The organism is Psychroflexus lacisalsi, from assembly GCF_020164495.1.
Taxonomy (GTDB): Bacteria; Bacteroidota; Bacteroidia; order Flavobacteriales; family Flavobacteriaceae; genus Psychroflexus; species Psychroflexus lacisalsi.
Map to the genome: position 1 here is coordinate 1,372,855 of NZ_JAIQYZ010000001.1, position 15,613 is coordinate 1,388,467.

The following is a 15,613-nucleotide window of genomic DNA, read 5'->3' on the forward strand; positions in this document are numbered from 1 at the left end:
TTTGTTTCTAAAAAAAAGAGCTTGAATCATCAGGATTCAGGCTCTTTTTTAAATTGTAATTTATAACTTAACTAAGTTAAAATCTAAATTCAAAACCACCGTATATTCCAAAAGGATGACCTGGTCTCAATCCAGCTGGAACTCTTGCTACTTCATATTCTGTATCAAGCAAATTAATAATGTTTGAAGTCAAACTAAAGTTTTGTGTTAAGCGATATTTAGCAGAAATATCCACTATAAAATTATTTCCAACTTTTTCGTTGGCTGGAATACTTCCAGAACCTGCTTGAGTTCTAAATTCTCCTCTATATCTAGCGTTAGCATGGGCTTCAAATTTATTGGCTATAAAGCTTAAACCCACATTGAATTGATGTCTAGAAATGTAAGGAACTTCATCACCATCAGATACTTCTCCCCAAATACCAACGTTACTATCAAAATTATTTTGAAAAGTAGCATCCGTAAAGGTATAAGAAAGAGTTAGTGGCAGACTAAAGTTAGAATTGCTTTTTAGAAAATCAAAAGCAGCTTGAGCTTCAATACCTTTCACATCTACTTCTCCTGCGTTAAATTGATCTAAAGTACCTACACCGCCTGTTGCTGCAAAATCACTTCCTAACAAATTACTATAATCGTTGTAAAAACCTACAACCTCACCAGAAAGTCCATTGTGATTGAAGCGTGTACCTAACTCATAATTTACACTCTGCTCAGAGCTTTCTTCAGGTCTTGCCCCACCTGGAGAAAATCCTTTGTGTATACCGCCAAAGAACGAAAGTTCTCGATTCAACTTATAATTTGCACCTACTCCAGGAATGAATTCATTGATTTCATTAGATCTTGAAGATAAATCAACCCCAGTTCTATTAACGTCATTACTGCCGTAGTCATTTCGTTCTAGTTTGATGTTTTCATATCTAAATCCTGGGATCAAAGTTAATTTACCGTATTTCAATTTGTATAAAATATGTGCTGCAAGCGCTTTTGCGTCTGTCACTCTATTAGAATCTGTTCCTGGAACTCCAGCATCTATCAAATTCATATTTCCATTGATCATGTTGTAACCATCTACCCATTGGAAACGATCCTCCTCATCCTGATGATATCTCAAACCAACTTCTATGTCATGGTAGACATCGCCAGTTAGAAAGTGATAATCTGCCTTAGTTTGGATACCTTGAGAATAATATTCTCTATTGTTATTTTTAAGATTTAAGGCAGAACCGGCAAAATCTTGTGATCCATTTACGATTCCGAAAAGAAAAGGAAATTCTCCTGGGTTATCAAGTAAATTAGCTATGCTACTAGATTGACCAGCTGCTGATACGTCATTCAATTTATACCAATTTCTTTTAAAATCATTTCTGTAAGCTGTTGTCGTAATTCTGAAATAATCGTTGAATTTTGCAGTGTGTGTCAACATGAACTGAGTATGCTCTGTATCCATCAAATCCTCTTGAGATCCAGCATATCTTCGAAATGGTGTCCTGTTGAAATCCTCATCAGTAAGACCTAGATAAGTCTCATCTGATTGTTCATCTGAGTATTGAAATTTAAAATCTAAAGATTGATAAACTTTGGCGTCAGCATCGGTGTTTATTCTAAACTTTGCAACCACATCATTCATATCAAATCCCGTATCTCCGCCATTGTCCAAATTTTTGAATCCTTCAGATTGTCTTCTGTTATACTCAACCATATAGCCGAAGTTTTTGAACGAATCCCCAACATTAGCATAAGAATTCAATGTATTGAAACTACCAAAGCTCGATCTTAGGTTGATCTTAAAGTCGTCTGGAATTTCAGTAGAAACAAAGTTGATAGCACCACCAGTTGTGTTTGGTCCATATTGTACTTGGCTACTTCCTTTAAGAACTTCAACTGCTTGCATGCGGTTAACATTTGGAAAATAATAAGCTGCAGAAGCACTATACGGAGCAGGAGCCATCAGTATTCCGTCTTCCATGATGTTTATTTTTGAAGAACGTTCAGGTGAAGTACCTCTTAAACTTATGTTCGGTCTTAATCCAAATCCATCTTCTTCATAAATATTTACTCCTGGAATTTGGCCTAATACTCTATTAATATCGGAGTAGTTTTGTTGCTGAAGTTCTTGCTTTGAAAGAAAGTAAGCAGATCCTGTTCTATTTCTAGCCTCAAATTTACTTCCCAATAACTTGTTTGCTACTATAGTTACTTCTTTAAGGTCTTGGATTGAATCATTTTTTTCTTTCTTTTGATCTTGAGCCGACAATAAACTCACAGATAAAAACAATAAACTTGCAGTAACTTGCTTTAAATTCATGTTTCTTTATTTAGAATAATTATGTATAAAATTTAATTTCGCGCAAAATTAATATTCAATGTTAGATACTGCAAATTTATTTAGACTTAATTTAAATAAAACTTTATACAATTTTGATTCTCAGTCATATGAATTCAGAAATTTATCAATTTTAGAATATCTACATTTGTAGCATCATATAATTTTGAAAATGAAAAAACTTATACTTCTTTTTAGCGCTACTCTTTTAATTTCTTGCAATTCAGTCAAGAAAACTCAGCAGGCCTTAAATTCTGGAAATTACATCGAGGCTATAAATAGGTCTGTAGATAAACTTCAAAAAAACAAATACAATGGTAAAAGTGCCGCTTATGCATTATTGCTCAAGCAATCTTTTGAAAAATACAGATCGTCTACTCTGGAACGAATTGATTTTCTTGAAAGAGAAACCTTAAAAGATAATTCGAAACCGGTGTATGCAGCTTACGTAAGCCTTCAAAATGTTCAAAATAGAATTAAACCTCTTTTGCCTTTAAAAAATGAAAGAGATGAAAACATTGATTTTAAATTCTATGATTTCACAGATAATATTCTTGTCGGTAAAAAAAATTATGTCAATTATTTATACACTAAGGCCAATGATCTTTTAAGATCTGAGGATAAAATTGATAGCCGATTAGCCTACAACAGCTTTGTTGAATTAGAAAAACTAGCTCCAACTTTCAAAAATGTATCTCAACTTAAAAGGGAAGCTTACTTGAATGGCATTGATTTCATATTAGTTTCACTTTATAATGATACTCAGCAAATTATTCCAGCTCAGGTAGAGGATAGGCTTCTTAATTTTAGCACTTTAGATCTTGATGATCTCTGGACTGAATACCATGTGAATAAAAGAGAAGATGTTTCTTACGATTACTCTATTGAAATCAATTTTACTTCCATTCAATTTTCTCCTGAACGTCTAATTGAAAGACAGATTCCTTTAGAACGAGAAATAGTTGATGGATGGAGGTATAAAAAAGATAGAAATGGAAATTATATTATAGACGACAGAGGTAATAAAATTAAAGAAGATGTTACAGTTATCGCTAACGGTACTTTATTTGAAACCCTCCAATCCAAGGAAGTTAAAGTAGTTGCCAATGTGAATTATTTTGATCTTTTACAAGATCAGAAAATTAACACTTATCCATTGGAAAGTGTTTTCGTATTTGAAAACCGATTTGCAAATTTCGATGGAGATTCAAGAATTTTAAATAATGATGAAGCTTATCTAATAAGAAGAGGCCCCGTTGAATATCCTACTAATGAACAAATGCTTACGGACGCATCTGAAGATATAAAAAGTAAACTAAAGGTAATTTTGAAGCAACAATTGTCTAACTAGTTGTCTATGAACTTTTTATAGTGTTCATACCTTTTGAATATTTCTTTCACATAATTGAAAGGTTCTTCACCTCTTACGTAACCATATTTGATGAAGTCTTTGTTGTAATGTTCTGGAAAGCTTAAATCTAATAATGCTAATTCAACGTTATTGTCCCAAATTAAAGGATCCAAACCTTGTTTTTTAGCTAACTTTTGAGCGTCTTTAACGTGATATAATCCACAGTTATAAGAACCTAGGGCAAATTTTATACGTTGTATACTGTCGGTGACATTTTCATGACTACCGAGCATCTGATCAAGATATTTAGAACCAGCTTTGAGGCTTTGTTTAGGATTATATGGATCTGTGACTCCAAGTTCTCTTGCTGTTGCTGGCATAATTTGCATCAAACCACTTGCACCAGCCCAGGAGTCCCTGTCTGGTTTAAATTGAGATTCTTGATAAGCAACAGAAGCAAGAAGTCTCCAATCCCAATTTATGAGATTTGCGTTTTCTTTTATAATGTCGTCATAGGGACTAATTTTATTTTCATTTAGACTATAAAAATTACTAACCACTCTCTTTTTATAGAGTCTCTTATTTTTGAAGTATTTATTATAGATAACATGGTAGTCAGTTGTTTTTTTAGCATTTTCCAACCATTGATTCACAGTTGAAAGTAATGTCGTATCTCTTTTTCGTACTGCCCATCCGATGCGTTGTGATAAACTAAGTGATGTACTTATGTCTAAAATGGGATAATAAGAAGAATTAATGAAAGCTATATTTTCATCTGCAATTGTATATTTAATATCACCTTCAGCTACTTTTTTAATAATTTTATCTGTAGATAAAGTTCCTTTAAGGGTATCAATAAAAATATTCCCACCCAGCTCGTTGGATAGATTTTTAACCCGTGATGCGTATGATGAATTTCGTTTTACAGATATTGTGTCCCCAATAAGTTCAACTGGATTGGTGACCAGATAATTTTTAATTTCATGTAGCTTCATACGTCTCCAATTTTCTGGTTTTTTTTGAACCAGTACTTGATGAGAGAGGTAAAGTGGTGTAGTGAAATTTATTTGTTTTTTTCTAGACTCAGTTATCGTGTAACCGTAAGCCAAAAGATCACCTTCTCCATTTTGTAATAAGTCGACGAGATCATTTTCATCTTTGGCGACAACCATTTCTAGCTCAACATCCAAGTCATTTGCCAATCGCTCTAAAAGTTCATACTCAAAACCCATTGGACGACCTTTATATAGGAAATAAGTGGTACCAGAATAAATGGTGAGAGCTTTGAGTGTTCCGCTTTCTTTAATAGCTTCTAAATCTCTAGAAAATTTTTCTGCGTTTTCGTCTTCTTTAACTTTCGTCTCGGATTGACAGCTCAATAAAACAATCGATAAAAGGAGTAAAATCTTTTTCATATGTCTGTTTAAGAATCATCAATATATGAATTACTTTAAAGCAGTGAAATAATTTCTTAATGTTTTGAAAACAAAAAAGCCAGATTTATCTGGCTTTTAACGTATAATATGTTGATAAATAACTACTTAATCATCTTCTTCCTCATCTTCCTCTTTTTGGGGTAAATCGACATAATTCATCTCCATTTCATCTTCTTCGTAATCTTCAACATCAAACTTTGTCATCGTATCTTCAAGCCTTGTGCTAATCTTCACCAAGTAAATTGTATCATCAGTTTTGACCTCCACGGCCTCAATGGTTTCATTTTTAGCATTTTTAAAAACAACTACATCTCTGTCATCGTATCCATCTGGATATTTTTGTACCAGAAGAGAGAGTATTTCGGGCGTAAGCTTTTTGTAATCGATTATGATGCGTTTCATTCTATATTGGTTTAGATACTAACAAACATAAAATAAAAGTTTACATTAAAAAATAAAATCATTTTAAATTAAACACTCTTTTTAGGACAGCTGTAGAATCGCAATTTTCAAAAATAAACCCAAGTTCCTGATTATTTACAACACCTTCAACCTGATAAATTTTACATGGCTTTGCGTCAATGTTACTTTCTTTAAAGTTGACATCACCAGATTTTAATAAATAAGAGATAGTTGCCGTATCGATTCTATTTTCTTGAAAAAACTTTAAAGCGTCTGCTTCAACTATTCGTTCTTTGTTTCTCATATTTTTTAAAACTCTTGCATCTAGTCCCCAATCACAAGATGTTTTCTTTCCACCCAGGAAAAACATGAGCATTATAATTCCTACAACAAATCCAGATAAGTAATAACCTAGTCTATGAATAAATTTCATGTAATTTTTTTAAAATATAAGTAAATTGGGATCTCTGTGGTTAAGATCAAACCAATCTGCAACAGATTTACTTGTCAAAATCCCATGATAAAAGTAGAGACCATTTCTAAGTCCTGAATCAATTCTTAAAGCTGGCTCGAGACCACCTTCTTCACCAATTTGAAGTAGATATGGGGTAAAAATATTACTTATTGATAGAGATGCTGTTCTAGAATACCTTGAAGGAATATTTGGCACGCAATAATGTATTACATCGTGCTTTTGGAAAGTTGGCCTATCATGTGTCGTCATTATAGAAGACTCGATGCAACCACCCATATCGATGCTCACATCAATAATTACAGCACCTTTTTTCATTCTTTTGACCATTTCATCAGTAACGATAATTGGAGCTCTATTGGTTCCTCTTACGGCACCGATAACTACATCGGCTCTTTTCAAAGCTTTCAAAAGAATTTTGGGCTGTAAAGTAGATGTGAATATAGGTCGGCCAAGATTGCTTTGTAAACAACGTAATTTTGTAAGAGAGCTATCGAAAACTTTTACTCCTGCACCCAATCCTAATGCACTTCTTGTTGCAAATTCGCCTACTGTTCCAGCTCCCAAAACAACGACCTCAATAGGAGGAACACCGCTTATGTTACCAAACATAAGTCCATTTCCTCCAGACATGTTTGATAAAAGTTCTGAAGCTATTAAAATAGAAGAAGTGCCAGCAATCTCACTCAATGCTCTTACAGCAGGATAACCTCCAAATTGATCCTTAATAAACTCAAAAGCCAAGGCTGTAATCCTTTTTTGAGCTAGAGTTTCAAAATAAGCTTTGTTCCTGGTTTTAAGCTGAAGTGCTGAAATTAAAATAGCCTGAGGCTTAATCAGCTGTAACTCCTCTTTTGAAGGTGGGGCAACCTTAAGAATAATTGGGCAGGCAAAAACTTTATTGGTGTCTTTAGTTACTTCACCACCAGCTTCACTATAATCTTTATCACTAAAATTGGCTTGCAGTCCAGCCTCGCTTTCTATCAAAACTCTATGCCCATTTTGAGTAAGTGCATTGACAGCATCTGGAGTAAGGCAAACTCTTTTTTCTTGATAAGAAGTTTCCTTTGGTAAACCAATAAACAACTGGCCTTTGGAATGTTGTATTTCAAGCATTTCCTCTTGAGGAAGTAATTCTGAAGTAGAAAAAGGTGATTTTGAAGAGTGTGGATTCATTGAAATGTTTAGTTAAGCGAAAATAATTAAAAAATACTGGAAAGTCTTCTAAATTATTTAAAACTCATTAAGGCTCAATGAACGAGAGTTATCTTCGTTTAATTCCAATTGAATGTAGGTGTAATGTTCTGGCCAAAGATTTGGTATCTTTTCCGGCCATTCTATAAAAACATAATGCTGATTATCCAAGTAATCTTCAAACCCCATATCATAAGCTTCAATTTCATCATCAATTCTATAGAAATCGAAATGATAGATGCCATCATTTTCGCCTTCATATTCATTTACTAGAGAAAATGTAGGACTAGATACTTTATTTTCGCTCCCAAGTAGCTTTACGAGCTCCTTAATAAGTGTTGTTTTTCCCGTGCCCATTTCACCAGAAAATAAGATGTATTTTGAATTGGCTTCTTTTAAGATTTGAGTTGCAACTCTATTAAGATCTTCGATTTTATAACTAAAATTCATGTCTTTATTTTGGCTCCATGACTACAAATGGGATTATCATCTCTTCAAGAGATATTCCTCCGTGCTGGTATGAGTTTTTATAATAATTCACGTAATAATTATAGTTATTAGGATAAGCTAAAAAATAATTTTCTTTAGCAAAAATAAATGAACTCGACATATTAATACTAGGGAGATGTATTTTTTTAGGATCTTTTGCAACGACAACATCCTTTTCGTTATAAGTAAGGCTTTTACCTGTTTTGTACCTTAGATTTAAACTCGTGTTTTTATCGCCTATTACTTTTGAGGGATGTTTTACATTTATTGTTCCGTGGTCTGTAGTCATTATTAATTTAAAACCTAAAGTTTGCGCTTGCTGAATAATATCAAGCAAAGGCGAATTTTTAAACCAGCTTTGAGTCAAAGATCGGTAGGATTTATCATTGGATGCGAGTTCTTTGATGACCTCCAATTCTGTTTTGGAATGTGATAACATATCTACAAAGTTGTAAACCAAAACAGTTAAATCATTGTCTTTTTGACTTCTAAAATTTTCAGCTAACTTTTTACCTTTAGCCACGTTTGTGATTTTGTGGTACTGGGTTTTATAATCCTTTCCAAGTCTATCAAGCTGAGCTTCTAGAAATTCTTTTTCAAATTGATTTTTTCCACCTTCCTCGGTATCATTTAACCAATATTCTGGATATATTTTTTCCATATCAGATGGGGTAAGTCCAGAAAATAGAGCATTTCTAGCATATTGGGTGGCGGTTGGTAAGATACTGAAGTAAGGCTCCTCCTTGCTTTTTTTGTAGTGATTGGCAATTGTGGATTCAAATGACTTCCATTGATCATACCTTAGATTATCTACAACAACAAGGAGTGTTGGTTGATCTTTAGATAATTCTGGTAGTATTTTAGATTTGAAAAGCGTGTGCGATAGAGTAGGAGCATCAGCATTTTTTTCGAACCAGGTCGGGTAATTTTGTTCTATGAATTTACAGAATTCAATATTGGCCTCATTTTTTTGAGATTCAAGAATTTCAAACATGCCACTGTCTTCAACAGTTTCAAGTTCCAGTTCCCAATAAATCAGTTTTAGATATAAATCAATCCATTCCTGGTAAGAATTAACATTGGTCAATTCCATAGAAATTTTTCTAAATTCTTGCTGATAATTCAGAGTTGTTTTTTCTGAAATCAATCTGGAGTGATCTAGATTCTTCTTTAAGCTAAGGAGGATTTGATTTGGGTTGACAGGTTTAATAAGGTAGTCTGCTATTTTTGATCCAATAGCTTCTTCCATAATATACTCCTCTTCACTTTTGGTAATCATAATAACAGGTAAGTCACTTCTGATGCCTTTAAGTTCATTCAAAGTTTCAAGCCCGGAAAGGCCAGGCATATTTTCATCAAGAAAAACAATATCAAACCTCGTTTTGGCAACTTCGTCAATCGCTTCAGACCCGCTTTGACAAGTCGTGACCTCGTATGATTTTTTCTCCAAAAACAATATATGTGGCTTCAGTAAATCAATTTCATCATCCACCCAGAGTACTTTTATCTTTGACATATATAGCTGTATATTTGTTTTTTAAAAATTTTGAATTGAACCAAAGGAACAAACTTAAAATAATAAACGATCCCATTTATGGATTTATTACCATTCCAAGTGCTTTAATTTTTGATCTTATTGAACACCCATATTTTCAAAGATTAAGACGTATCACTCAGATGGGGCTTTCGCATTTAGTATATCCTGGAGCAAATCATACCAGGTTTCACCATGCTCTCGGTTGTCTCCACCTCATGAAGAAGTCAATCGACATATTAAAGTCTAAGGGCGTCGAAATTTCAGAAGAGGAAGAAGAGGCGGTGCAAATAGCTATTTTACTTCACGATATAGGTCATGGTCCCTTTTCCCACGCACTAGAACATTCTATTGTAAGTGATATTTCACATGAATACCTTTCACTTGAGTTCATGAATAAACTCAATTCTGAATTTAATGGTCAACTAACTTTAGCAATTGACATTTTTAGAGGAAATCATCATAAGAAATTTCTCTGTCAGCTCATTTCGAGTCAGCTGGATATCGATCGTTTGGATTATTTAAAAAGAGATAGCTTTTACACAGGTGTTGCAGAAGGTAATATTAATAGCGAGCGTCTAATCAATATGCTGAATGTGGTTGATGATGAGCTTGTGGTTGAAGAAAAGGGAATTTATTCAATTGAGAAATTTTTAGTTGCCAGACGACTTATGTATTGGCAGGTTTATTTGCATAAAACCAGTCTCTGTGCCGAACAAATATTAATAAGATTATTACGCAGAGCAAAATTTGTTTTTGAAACCACACAGGAAAAAATCGATAACTCAACTCTAAACTTTTTTTTGAGGAATAAAATTGATTCTGAAAATTTTGATGATTCAACTCTTGAGTTATTTTCGAAACTAGATGATTATGATATAATTTCAGCCGTTAAAGTTTGGCAATATCATGATGATTTTGTTTTAAGTAAGTTGAGTCGAATGATTTTGAATCGCGATTTACTTAAAGTTAAATTAAAAAATGAACCTGTAGACCCTCAAAAACTTGAAGAATATTTAAAAAAAGCAAGTAAACATTTTAATATTTCAGAGTCCGATGCAGAGTTTTTTGTCTTTGAAGGATCAACATCAAACCTTGCTTACCAACCTGATAAAGAACATATTAATATCTGGTATAAAAATGGTAAAATCAAGGATGTATCTTCAGCTTCAGATCAATTAAATCTGAAAGCCTTATCGAAAGCTGTTGTGAAATACTACATATGTCATCCAAAATCCAATAATTAACCGTTTTTTTCTATTTTTGCCACAATGAAATTTACAGCTCAACAAATAGCAGATATATTAGACGGAACAATCGAGGGAAACCCCGATGCTGAAGTCAATAAACTTTCCAAAATAGAGGAAGGTAAAGAGGGGTCATTAACTTTTTTATCCAACCCAAAATATACGTCATACATCTACGAAACTGAAGCGAGTATTTGTATAGTCAACAAAACTTTTGAAAAGAATCAACCAATTTCAACAACACTCATAAAGGTTGAGGACTCTTACGAAGCCTTTTCAAAATTATTAGAGGTTTATAATCAGATTAAATTAGATAAAAAAGGAATTGAAACTCCAAGTTCAATTTCAAATTCTGCCAAGTTAGGAGAAGAACCTTACATTGGGGCATTTACCTATATTGGAGAAAATGTTGTTATTGGTGATAAAGTAAAGATTTATCCTAATGTTTATATTGGAGACAATGTAACCATCGGAGATCATGTTACAATATTTGCAGGAAGTAAGATATATTCTGAAACACAAATTGGCAGTCATTGCACTTTCCACAGTGGAGTCATCATAGGTGCAGATGGATTTGGATTTTCACCTTCAGATAACGGAGAGTATTCAAAGATTCCACAAATCGGGAATGTAATTATTGAAGATCACGTAGATATTGGAGCAGCGACAACTATAGATAGAGCCACTTTAGGTTCAACGATTATAAGGAGAGGAGTGAAATTGGATAATCAAATCCAAATAGCTCATAATGTTGAAATTGGAGAGCATACAGCAATAGCCGCACAAACCGGGATTGCTGGATCTACCAAAATCGGAAAAAATTGCCTAATTGGCGGTCAAGTTGGTGTTGCGGGACATATTAAAATAGGAGATCGCGTAAGAATTCAGGCTCAAACGGGAGTGGGAAGAAATATTAAAAACGACGAAGCTATACAAGGTTCTCCAGCTTTTGGTTATAGTGATTTTAATAAATCTTATGTCCATTTTAGAAATTTCCCAAAAATTATCAACCGCATAGACACTATTGAAAAACAACTTTCCAAGAATGAAAATCAATAACCAAACTACCATAAAAAACGAAGTTTCTCTTCACGGAGTAGGACTTCATACTGGTAAAAACGTAACACTTACCTTCAAACCAGCTCCTATAAACCATGGATTTTCTTTCAAAAGGATTGACCTTGAGGGAGAACCCATTATTCCAGCAGACGCTGGTTTAGTGACTAACACAGATCGGGGGACAAGTCTAGAGAAGAACGGAGTGATCATTCAAACCTCAGAGCATGTTCTAGCAGCTTGCATTGGTTTAGGAATAGATAATGTTCTTTTGGAGCTCAATGCATCAGAACCGCCTATCATGGACGGCTCTTCTAAGTTTTTTGTAGAAGCACTTGAAAAAGCAGGCATTGAAGAGCAAGATGCGCCTAGAGATGAATTTATCGTCGAAGATGTTATTTCTTTTAAAGATGAAGAATCGGGTTCTGAAATTATTGTAATGCCTGCAAATGAGTACCAAGTCACAACAATGGTTGACTTTGGAACAAAAGTTTTGGGGACACAAAATGCATATTTGAATAAGATGAGCGATTTCAAAAAGGAAATCGCAGATTCAAGAACCTTTAGTTTTTTGCATGAGCTTGAAGCAATGTTAGCTAATGGCCTGATAAAAGGTGGAGATCTCAATAATGCAATTGTCTATGTAGACAAAGAACTTTCCCCAGATACAATGGTTAGACTGAAAGAAGCTTTTGGTAAAGACGAGATTTCAGTAAAACCAAACGGTATTTTAGACAATCTAACACTTCATTATCCAAATGAAGCTGCCAGACACAAGTTACTTGATGTGATTGGTGACTTAGCCTTAGTTGGAACTCACATTAGAGGTAAGGTGATTGCAAACAAGCCTGGTCATACTATAAATACACAATTCGCTAAAAAACTAGCGAAAATTATAAAAACAGAAAAAAGAAATAAGGTACCCAAATTTGATCTTAACAAGCCTCCGCTTTATGATGTGACGGAGATCATGAAAAGACTCCCGCATAGATCACCATTTTTACTCGTCGACAAAATATTTGAATTGACGGACAAATCTGTAATAGGTACTAAGAATGTCACTATGAATGAACCTTTTTTTGTAGGACATTTCCCCGGAAAACCCGTTATGCCAGGTGTACTTCAAATTGAAGCTATGGCTCAAACAGGAGGGATCTTAGCTTTAAGTAGTGTTGAGGATCCAGAAAACTATTTGACTTATTTCATTAAAATAGATAAAGTAAAATTTAAGCAGCAAGTAGTTCCCGGAGATACTCTTATTTTCAAACTAGAACTTATAACTCCAATAAGACGTGGAATTTGTCATATGCAAGGCTATGCTTACGCAAATGACAAACTAGCCTGTGAGGCTGAACTCATGGCTCAACTTGTAAAATCGAAATAATATGAATCAACCTTTAGCATACGTTCATCCTGGAGCAAAAATTGCCAAAAATGTGGTGATAGAGCCTTTTACCACCATTCATAACAATGTTGAAATTGGCGAAGGAACTTGGATTGGTTCTAATGTAACGATTATGGAAGGCGCTCGCATAGGAAAAAATGTAAGCATTTTTCCGGGAGCTGTTATTTCTGCAGTTCCACAGGATAAAAAATTTGAAGACGAGGACACAATTACTGAAATAGGCGATAACACAACTATTCGCGAGTGTGTGACCATCAACCGTGGGACAAGTGATAAAATGAAAACTAAAATTGGTAAAAATTGCTGGATCATGGCATATTGCCACATTGCTCACGATTGTATTGTTGGCAATAATTGTGTGTTTTCCAACAACAGTACCTTAGCGGGACATATTACTGTTGGAGATTATGCTGTTTTAGCAGGAATGGCCGCTGTGCAACAATTTTGCAGTATAGGAAGACACGCTTTCATTACAGGTGGTTCTCTGGTAAGAAAGGATGTTCCTCCATTTGTGAAAGCTGGAAGAGAGCCATTATCCTATGTAGGTATCAATTCCGTTGGTCTAAGGCGTAGAGGGTTTGACACCGATAAAATAAGGGAAATTCAAAACATTTATAGAATTCTTTATCAAAAGAACTATAACAACACTCAAGCAGTTTCCATCATCGAGGCTGAAATGGAAGCAACTCCCGAAAGAGACGAAATACTTCAGTTTATAAAAGATTCCCAGAGAGGAATTATGAAAGGATATTTTTCAAACTAAATAATTATGGCTACAACAAGCGACATTAGAAATGGATTGTGCATACGGTACAATCACGATATATTTAAAGTAACTGAATTTCTTCATGTAAAGCCTGGTAAGGGACCAGCTTTCGTACGAACTAAGTTAAAAAGTGTGACCACAGGAAAAGTCATCGACAATACCTTTTCTGCTGGTCATAAAATTGAAGAAGTAAGAGTTGAAACCCATAAATACCAGTTTTTATACCAGGAAGGTGAATTTTATCACTTTATGCATGTAGAGGATTTTACTCAGATCAGACTCTTGGAAGCAGCTTTGGATATGCCGAATTTATTGAAAGAAGGAGAGGTTGTCACCATTCTTATCAATACTGAAGACAATATGCCTCTTTCTGTAGATATGCCTCCACACGTTGTTCTTGAAGTGACTCAAACAGAGCCGGGATTGAAAGGCAATACGGCAACCAACGCTACAAAGTCTGCAACATTAGAAACTGGTGCAGAAGTAAACGTTCCTCTATTTATCAATGAAGGAGACAAAGTGAAAGTTGAAACTGAAAAAGGGACTTACAAAGAAAGAATTAAAGAATAAGTTGATTAAATGAAGTTTCCACGACCGCAAAATCTTAAACAAATATCTGATCTTATCAATGCTGAATTTGTTGGTCAACCAGATTTTGAAATTTTAGGAATCAATGAAATTCATGTAGTAGAACATGGTGATATTGTCTTCGTAGATCATCCCAAATACTATGATAAAGCTTTAGAATCTAAAGCTAGCGTTGTGCTTATAAATAAAGAGGTGGATTGTCCAGATGGAAAGGCTCTATTAATTTCTGAGGATCCGTTTTCAGATTTTAATAAAATAACAGCTCATTTTTCTCCTTTCGAAACATCGAGTCAACCTTTATCAAAGTCAGCAAAAATTGGTAAAAACACCATTATACAACCCAACGTCTTCATTGGAAACAATGTAAAAATTGGAGATGATTGTATTATTCACAGCAATGTTTCAATTTACGATGGGGTAGAAATTGGTAATAATGTCCAGATTCATGCTGGTACCGTTTTAGGAGCAGATGCCTTTTATTATAAAAACAGACCAACTCACCATGATAAATTACTTTCGGGTGGAACTATCAGAATAAATGATAATGTAGAAATTGGCGCTTTATGTTCTATAGACAAAGGAGTTTCTGGAGTAACTAGTATTGGTGAAGGAACCAAAATTGACAATCAAGTTCAGGTTGGTCATGATACGATAATTGGGAAGAAATGTCTAATTGCTTCTCAAACAGGAATTGCTGGTTGTGTAGTAATTGAAGATGAAGTAACCATTTGGGGGCAGGTTGGTATTGCTAGCGGACTCACCATAGGAAAAAAGGTTATCATTTTAGCCCAATCTGGGATTAGTAAAGATTTAAAATCCAATATCACCTATTTTGGGACGCCAGCAGATGATATTAGAAAGAAGTACAGAGAACTAGGATATATAAGCAGAATCCCAGAAATCATTCAAAAATTGAAAAATTTATGAGTTCAGACAATAAAAAATTGGTCAAAAATTTTTTCTCATCAAAATATTATAAAAATATAGCCAATTTTGAAAAATACATTCATCCGAAAATAAGAATTGATTGGAATAGTAGTAAAGGCTTTTTTCAGTTTGACTACGATAAGTTTAAATCAATGTCTACAGAGATGGGAAAATCATTTGAAACTATGTCTCCCGAGTTTTCTCACTTAATTGAAGAAAATAACAAAGTTTGTGCAAGGTTTACTTACAATGTTGAAACCTTGGAATCTTCAGACCTTATTGGTCTAGCAAACTTTTTTAGCATTTGGGAAATCAAAGATGAAAAGCTCTATAGAGGTTTTATTATGTCACAGCCCAGCGAAGATGGATTAGATGGTATTTTCTCTTACATAAACGATTACAATTAAATAATAAACTTCTTAA

General features: G+C 34.1%; 15 protein-coding genes. 8 read left to right on the forward strand and 7 right to left on the reverse strand.

The features are described 5' to 3' along the window. Positions 1-76: 76 nt before the first annotated feature. Entirely contained in the window at positions 77-2,305 is a 2,229-nt protein-coding gene (locus LB449_RS06380; protein ID WP_224454234.1) for a TonB-dependent receptor family protein, read from the reverse strand. A gap of 190 nt (positions 2,306-2,495) precedes the next feature. Here LB449_RS06380 and LB449_RS06385 point away from each other — a divergent pair, with 190 nt between their 5' ends. Beyond that, a complete protein-coding gene (locus tag LB449_RS06385; protein ID WP_224454235.1) occupies positions 2,496-3,674 on the forward strand; it encodes a hypothetical protein in 1,179 nt (392 codons plus the stop codon). Here LB449_RS06385 and LB449_RS06390 read toward each other — a convergent pair. From LB449_RS06390 to porX, 6 genes are all read right to left on the reverse strand, one after another. Then, positions 3,671-5,089 carry an MltF family protein gene (locus LB449_RS06390; protein ID WP_224454236.1) on the reverse strand — a complete coding sequence of 473 codons (1,419 nt, stop codon included), beginning with the start codon at positions 5,087-5,089 and terminating at the stop codon, positions 3,671-3,673. The genes LB449_RS06385 and LB449_RS06390 overlap by 4 nt on opposite strands. A gap of 126 nt (positions 5,090-5,215) precedes the next feature. Continuing rightward, complete coding sequence (locus LB449_RS06395) at positions 5,216-5,512, reverse strand: hypothetical protein (protein WP_224454237.1); 297 nt, start codon at positions 5,510-5,512, stop codon at positions 5,216-5,218. 58 nt (positions 5,513-5,570) lie between these two features. Further along, entirely contained in the window at positions 5,571-5,945 is a 375-nt protein-coding gene (locus tag LB449_RS06400; RefSeq protein ID WP_224454238.1) for a DUF4258 domain-containing protein, read from the reverse strand. A gap of 9 nt (positions 5,946-5,954) precedes the next feature. Beyond that, the gene (locus LB449_RS06405; protein ID WP_224454239.1) at positions 5,955-7,160 is read right to left on the reverse strand and encodes an alanine dehydrogenase; all 1,206 of its coding nucleotides are present in this window, start codon (positions 7,158-7,160) and stop codon (positions 5,955-5,957) included. Between the two features lie 57 nt (positions 7,161-7,217). Then, complete coding sequence (gene tsaE, locus LB449_RS06410; RefSeq protein WP_224454240.1) at positions 7,218-7,628, reverse strand: tRNA (adenosine(37)-N6)-threonylcarbamoyltransferase complex ATPase subunit type 1 TsaE; 411 nt, start codon at positions 7,626-7,628, stop codon at positions 7,218-7,220. A 4-nt stretch (positions 7,629-7,632) separates the two neighbouring features. Continuing rightward, positions 7,633-9,183 (reverse strand): T9SS response regulator signal transducer PorX, encoded by a 1,551-nt coding sequence (porX, locus tag LB449_RS06415; protein ID WP_224454241.1) that lies wholly within the window; start codon positions 9,181-9,183, stop codon positions 7,633-7,635. A gap of 35 nt (positions 9,184-9,218) precedes the next feature. Between porX and LB449_RS06420 the strand changes: the two genes are divergently transcribed. The 7 genes from LB449_RS06420 to LB449_RS06450 are packed head-to-tail and all read left to right on the forward strand — an operon-like array spanning position 9,219 to position 15,597. Next, complete coding sequence (locus tag LB449_RS06420; protein WP_224454242.1) at positions 9,219-10,448, forward strand: HD domain-containing protein; 1,230 nt, start codon at positions 9,219-9,221, stop codon at positions 10,446-10,448. Positions 10,449-10,472: 24 nt separating this feature from the next. Beyond that, on the forward strand, positions 10,473-11,507 hold the full coding sequence (gene lpxD, locus LB449_RS06425; protein WP_224454243.1) for a UDP-3-O-(3-hydroxymyristoyl)glucosamine N-acyltransferase: 1,035 nt from the start codon (positions 10,473-10,475) through the stop codon (positions 11,505-11,507). Then, on the forward strand, positions 11,494-12,888 hold the full coding sequence (locus tag LB449_RS06430; RefSeq protein WP_224454244.1) for a bifunctional UDP-3-O-[3-hydroxymyristoyl] N-acetylglucosamine deacetylase/3-hydroxyacyl-ACP dehydratase: 1,395 nt from the start codon (positions 11,494-11,496) through the stop codon (positions 12,886-12,888). Before lpxD ends, LB449_RS06430 begins: the two co-directional genes overlap by 14 nt. Before the next feature lies 1 nt (position 12,889). After that, entirely contained in the window at positions 12,890-13,672 is a 783-nt protein-coding gene (gene lpxA, locus LB449_RS06435; RefSeq protein WP_224454245.1) for an acyl-ACP--UDP-N-acetylglucosamine O-acyltransferase, read from the forward strand. 6 nt (positions 13,673-13,678) lie between these two features. Further along, a complete protein-coding gene (efp, locus tag LB449_RS06440; protein ID WP_224454246.1) occupies positions 13,679-14,245 on the forward strand; it encodes an elongation factor P in 567 nt (188 codons plus the stop codon). A gap of 9 nt (positions 14,246-14,254) precedes the next feature. Then, positions 14,255-15,190: a UDP-3-O-(3-hydroxymyristoyl)glucosamine N-acyltransferase gene (locus tag LB449_RS06445; RefSeq protein ID WP_224454247.1), complete on the forward strand. Its 936-nt coding sequence runs from the start codon at positions 14,255-14,257 to the stop codon at positions 15,188-15,190. Beyond that, positions 15,187-15,597: a hypothetical protein gene (locus tag LB449_RS06450; protein WP_224454248.1), complete on the forward strand. Its 411-nt coding sequence runs from the start codon at positions 15,187-15,189 to the stop codon at positions 15,595-15,597. Before LB449_RS06445 ends, LB449_RS06450 begins: the two co-directional genes overlap by 4 nt. The last annotated feature ends 16 nt before the right edge of the window (positions 15,598-15,613 follow it).